Origin of the sequence: Massilia mucilaginosa, assembly GCF_011682145.1 — a bacterium.
Lineage (GTDB): Bacteria > Pseudomonadota > Gammaproteobacteria > Burkholderiales > Burkholderiaceae_D > Telluria_A > Telluria_A mucilaginosa.
In genome coordinates, this window is the sequence record NZ_WHJH01000198.1 from 1 (window position 1) to 511 (window position 511).

Genomic DNA, 511 nt, shown 5'->3' on the forward strand with positions numbered 1-511 from the left:
ATCACCAAGCTTGTTCAGCTTGGCTTCGCGCTCTTGGTCGGCAAACAGACTCGTCTTGATCATGAAATTAGGTCAGCAACGTGGAGCCGCTATGATGCCACGGCTGCGGCGGTTTTTCGAGGTGCCCCTCAATCGCGAGTCGGCTCCGGACGCGACGACGCTCTTGAAATTCCGCCGACTGCTTGAGAAGCACGAACTCACACACATGATCTTTGAGACGATCAACGGTCATCTCGCAGCGCAGGGCTTGATGATGCGCGAAGGGACCATTGGGCACCTCGAATTACCGGTAAATCCCGCGTAATCGCCGGTCGCGATGCCGGCAGATGCGTTTTTTGATGTCAGACCGAGCTGCTTCCCGCCCATTTTATGGGCGCTGAACCTCATTTTGTGCAGTCCGGACGGACTGCGGGCGTCAGAACGCCTCGACCCTGGCCTCCTTCAAGTAGACCAGGCGCCGCAAATTGTAAGCAGCGACCTTCCAATTGAGCTGCAACGTGGCGCGCGCCAG

General features: G+C 57.5%; 1 pseudogene. It reads left to right on the forward strand.

Annotated elements, in window-relative coordinates:
- Positions 1 to 127: 127 nt before the first annotated feature.
- Positions 128 to 271, forward strand: a pseudogene (locus F2P45_RS34475) (IS5/IS1182 family transposase); the annotation flags it as partial.
- Positions 272 to 511 lie beyond the last annotated feature (240 nt).